4 protein-coding genes are annotated in these 4704 nt (G+C 62.3%); all 4 read right to left on the bottom strand.

Annotation, left to right across the window (positions count from 1 at the left end; genetic code table 11):
* Positions 1–447: 447 nt before the first annotated feature.
* Positions 448–1539 (bottom strand): alkene reductase, encoded by a 1092-nt coding sequence (locus HLUSI_RS0125700; protein ID WP_016836654.1) that lies wholly within the window; start codon positions 1537–1539, stop codon positions 448–450.
* 253 nt (positions 1540–1792) lie between these two features.
* Positions 1793–3577 (bottom strand): IlvD/Edd family dehydratase, encoded by a 1785-nt coding sequence (locus HLUSI_RS0125695; protein WP_016836653.1) that lies wholly within the window; start codon positions 3575–3577, stop codon positions 1793–1795.
* A complete protein-coding gene (locus HLUSI_RS0125690; RefSeq protein WP_016836652.1) occupies positions 3574–4455 on the bottom strand; it encodes an SMP-30/gluconolactonase/LRE family protein in 882 nt (293 codons plus the stop codon). Before HLUSI_RS0125690 ends, HLUSI_RS0125695 begins: the two co-directional genes overlap by 4 nt.
* Positions 4452–4704: SDR family NAD(P)-dependent oxidoreductase (locus tag HLUSI_RS30760; protein ID WP_040503921.1), on the bottom strand; the 253-nt coding region annotated here is incomplete at its 5' end. The genes HLUSI_RS0125690 and HLUSI_RS30760, both read right to left, overlap by 4 nt.

Genomic DNA, 4704 nt, shown 5'->3' with positions numbered 1-4704 from the left:
GCAATTCGTCGTTGTAAAACGGAACCCACAATAGACCAATGAACGGCAACAGGAGTAAGAGCCGCATAGAAGTTCTCCTCATACTTGTGGTGGAAGGATTGTTATGAAAATTGCAGCGCAATTATAGTGAGGATAGGATTTTTCCGTTTGCGGTGCGACATTTTTTTGCGCTGTTACTGCGGACGGAAAGACGCTATGGCACTGGGTTTGCGCGGTGCTGAGAAGGGTTGCTTGCCTTTGTTTTTCGAGAAAATTACTTTGTTTGAAAGGGTTGCGGCAGATGTTGAAAATTTGATTCGCATTTTTGTAAGCGATACGTCAGCAATAATTTGGCAAGCAGCTTTTTCGTGTATTGCATATCCGCTATCCCTCTCGTTATTGAGCAGGAATAAAAAGGCCCCCGACGATGTCGAGGGCCCATTCATTGCAAAATATAAACTGCGAGGACTATGCCGTCAGTGCCGGATAGTCGGTGTAGCCTTCCGCGCCGCCGCCGTACAAAGTCTCTGCGCGCAGCGGATTGAGCGGCTTGGATTCGCGCACGCGACGCACCAGGTCCGGGTTGGCGATGAACGGCCGGCCGAATGCGATGGCATCCGCCTTGCCGGCTTCCACCACGGCTTGCCCTTCAGCGCCGTCGAAGCCGTTGTTGACGACGAAGGCGCCGGGGAAGCGGCTGCGCAGCGCGGCGTAGTCGAACTTCACCGGTGCGCCTTCCGGCACGCGCACGCCGCCGGTTTCGCCTTCGATCACGTGCAGGTAAGCCAGGCCGAGCGATGCGATCTGTTCCACCACATAGTTGTAGAGCGCTTGCGGATCGCTGTCGATGGCCGTGTCGTTGAAGGTCGTCATCGGGCTCAGGCGGATACCGGTGCGGCCTGCGCCGACTTCCTTGGCGACTGCTTGCAGGACCTCGAGCACCAGGCGCGCACGGTTCTCGATGCTGCCGCCGTAAGGGCCGCTGCGATCGTTGACGCTGTCGCGCAGGAATTGCTCCAGCAGGTAAGTGTTCGCGGCATGCACTTCAACGCCGTCAAAACCGGCGTCAATGGCGTTGCGCGCGGCCTTGCGGTAATCCTCGACCAGCGCCGGCAGTTCATCGTCGCGCAAGGCGCGCGGCGGCGACACGTCGCTGTAACCCTCGGTGGTGAAGGTCTTGGCGTTGGCGGCACGGTTGGTTGAGGACACCGGCGCTACGCCGCCGGGCAGGAAGGAAGTGTGCGAGATGCGGCCGACATGCCACAACTGCAGCACGATCTTACCGCCGGCCGCATGTACGGCGCCGGTGACTTCACGCCACGCGGACACTTGCTCGGCTGAATAGATGCCGGGGGTGTTGATGTAACCCTGGCCCATCTGGCTGATCTGGGTGGCTTCGGCAATGATCAGGCCGGCTGTGGCGCGCTGGCGGTAATACTCGACCGTGAGCGGGCCGGGCTTGAAGCCATCAACGGCGCGGCTGCGTGTCAGCGGCGCCATGACGAAACGATTGGCGAGCGAGATGTCGCCGAGCTTGAGGGGGTCGAACAAGGAAGTCATGAATATCCTTCAATGGAAAATGAAAAATCGAATAAAAAAGACAGCGCAGTCACTGTCTCCTGAGTTTTGCCAGCTGATGAATACGGCAGCTGAAATAAAGCCGACGGTTCATGATAGCCTAAAATTAGACCAGTCGTCTAAGAGGGGCTAATTTGCCGTTTTGACGAGGAAAGCGACAATGAAAAAGCGCCCGGAAGGGCGCTTGGACTAAGTGAGGCGAAGCGGCGGCAGACTACGTCGCAAGCAACGCGTATCAGTGATTGTGACGCGGCAGAACCTTGGCGATGCCCTGGTACTTGACCGCCAGTTCCATGACCGCACCGGTCTCAAGCTGGCCGACGGTGTCGCGATAAATCTCTTGCCACGGCGTCTGGCTGGCCGGTACCGCCGGGATGCCCTCGGCCTTGCGCCGGGTCAGTTCTTCATCGCTGATCAGCATGTCGCAACGGCCGGTGTTGAGATCGATGCGGATCTTGTCGCCGGTATGCAGATAGGCCAGGCCGCCGCCGACTGCGCTTTCGGGCGAGGCGTTCAGGATCGACGGACTGTCCGAGGTACCCGACTGGCGACCGTCGCCGAGCGTCGGCAGGGTCGTGATGCCACGGCGCAGCAGCGCGTCAGGCGGTTGCATGTTGACCACCTCGGCCGAACCGGGCCAGCCGACCGGACCGGCGCCGCGGATCACCAGGATCGTGTTCTCGTCGATGCCGAGCGACGGATCGTTGATGCGCGCGTGGTAATCGTCGGAACCGTCGAACACCGCGGCGGTGCATTCGAAGATGCCTTCGCTGCCCGGCGTGCTGAGGTAGCGCGCGCGGAAGCTGTCCGAAATCACGCTGGTCTTCATGATGGCGAAGTCGAACAGGTTGCCCTTCAACACCAGGAAGCCGGCGCGCTCGCGCAGCGGGGCGGCAAATGGGTAAATCATTTCCCGGTCGTTCGATGCCCGGCCCTGCAGGTTCTCGGCCATGGTCTTGCCGGTAGCGGTGATGCGCTCGGCGCGCAGCTTGCCGGCCTGCTGCAGTTCCCACATGATGGCCGGCACGCCGCCGGCGCGGTGGAAGCGTTCGCCCAGGTACTTGCCGGCCGGCTGCATGTTCAGCAGCAGTGGCACGTCGTAGCCGTACTTCATCCAGTCTTCCGACTGCAGTTCCACGCCCGCATGGCGCGCCATGGCCATGATGTGCGGCTGGGCATTGGTGGAGCCGCCGATGGCGGCGTTGACCACGATGGCGTCGAGGAAGGCGTCGCGCGTCAGGATCGCCGAGGGGCGCAAGTCTTCATACGCCATGCCGACGATGCGGCGGCCGGTTTCGTAAGCCATCTGTCCGCGCTCGCGGTACGGCGCGGGAATCGCCGAACAGCCGGTCAGCGACATGCCGAGCGCTTCGGCCATGGCGTTCATGGTCGAAGCGGTGCCCATGGTGTTGCAATGGCCCGACGAGGGCGCCGAGGCGGCGGCGATCTCAAGGAATTTCTCATTGTCGATCTGTCCTGCGGACAACTGGCGACGACCCTTCCAGATGGCGGCGCCGGAGCCGACCAGTTCGCCGTCCATCCAGCCGTCCAGCATCGGACCGCCCGACAGCACGATGGCCGGGATGTCGACGGTGGAGGCGGCCATGATCTGCGCCGGCGTGGTCTTGTCGCAACCGGTGGTCAGTACGACGGCGTCGATCGGATAGCCGTGCAGGATTTCCACCAGGCCGAGATACGACAGGTTGCGGTCGATCGCCGCGGTCGGACGGCGGCAGTTTTCAAAAATCGGATGCAGCGGAAATTCCATCGGGATGCCGCCGGCGTCGCGGATGCCGTCGCGCACGCGGCGCGCCAGTTCGAGGTGGATGCGATTACAGGGGCTGATGTCGCTGCCGCTTTGGGCGATGCCGATGATGGGGCGGCCGGAGCGCAGTTCTTCGGCGGTGATGCCGTAGTTCATGAAACGTTCCAGATACAACGCCGTCATGTCGATGTGGTCCGGATTGTCGAACCAGTCCTGGGAGCGGAAACGGCGCGGTGTCTGATGTTGATTTGTCACTTCTGTACCTCTGTCGATATGTAATGTTGAGCCAGGCCCGGCGTGTCGGCGCGGAACGAAAACAAGCCGCCCGCGAGCGGTTGCTGCAAGCGCTCGGCGGGCGACAGGCCTTTCCATGCAGTGGTGACCTGCACGGTCTGCAGGTCAGCGCCGCCGAAGGCCAGCTTGGTGATGTTGGCGCAGGGGAAAGGCTGCACGCCGGCCAGTTCCCCCGACGGCAGGAAGCGCTCGATGCGCCACCCGCCGAACAGGGCCACCCACAGGCAACCTTCCGCGTCCACCGCCATGCCGTCCGGATAGCCGGAGCCGTCGATGACGATGAACGGGCGCTTGCCGGACAGGTTTCCCGCCGCGTCGACATCGAAAGCATATACCGTTCGCAGCAATGTGTCCGTGTGATACAGCGTTTTTCCGTCCGGGCTCATTGCCGGGCCGTTGGTGATGATGTAGTTGCGGTCCTGTTCGCGCAGGATGCCGCGGTCGCGGCAATACAATGCGCCGCTGGCATTTTCCTCGGCGTCATCCATGGTGCCGAACCACAGGCGGCCGCGATGATCGGCGAAACCGTCGTTGATGCGATTGCCCGGCAGGCCTTCTTCAACCGCCTGCAGCAACGTGAAATTTCCCGTCTTCGGATCGAACCGGTACAGACCGCCTTGCATGCCGCACAGCAGATTTCCATCGTCGCAGGGCAGCACGAAACCCGGCTGCCGCGGCGTACTCCAGCTTTCCCGCTGCCCGCCTTCGGCATTGCAGCGATGAATCGCGCGGCCTTTGATATCGACGAAGCAGAACGCCTGCGCCGCCGCATGCCAGACCGGACCTTCGCCCAGTTCGGCGCCGACCGGCCATACGCAGGTCGGTGCGGCCGGGCTCATGCGCCGTACCAGCCCGCGTCGACGAAGTAGTCGCGACCGGAGCATTTGGACGCGCTGTCGGACGCCAGGAACAGCGCCAGCGCCGCGACGTCATGCGGATCGACGCGCGTGTGCAGGCATTGCGATGCGAGAATCTTGGCTTCTTCTTCCGGGCTGTGCCACAGGCGCATCTGGCGCGGCGTGCGCACTGCCCCGGGGATGATGCAGTTGACGCGAATGCCGTGCACGCCAAGGTCGCGCGCCAGGCCG

The sequence above is a fragment of the Herbaspirillum lusitanum P6-12 genome, assembly GCF_000256565.1.
Taxonomy (GTDB): domain Bacteria; phylum Pseudomonadota; class Gammaproteobacteria; order Burkholderiales; family Burkholderiaceae_D; genus Herbaspirillum; species Herbaspirillum lusitanum.
Note: the sequence above shows the minus strand (reverse complement) of the source record. Positions and strands in the feature narration are given on the sequence as shown.

Coding starts and splice junctions, on each gene's coding strand:
- HLUSI_RS0125700 (WP_016836654.1), bottom strand. CDS start 1,539: ATGACTTCCTTGTTCGACCCCCTCAAGCTCGGCGACATCTCGCTCGCC.
- HLUSI_RS0125690 (WP_016836652.1), bottom strand. CDS start 4,455: ATGAGCCCGGCCGCACCGACCTGCGTATGGCCGGTCGGCGCCGAACTG.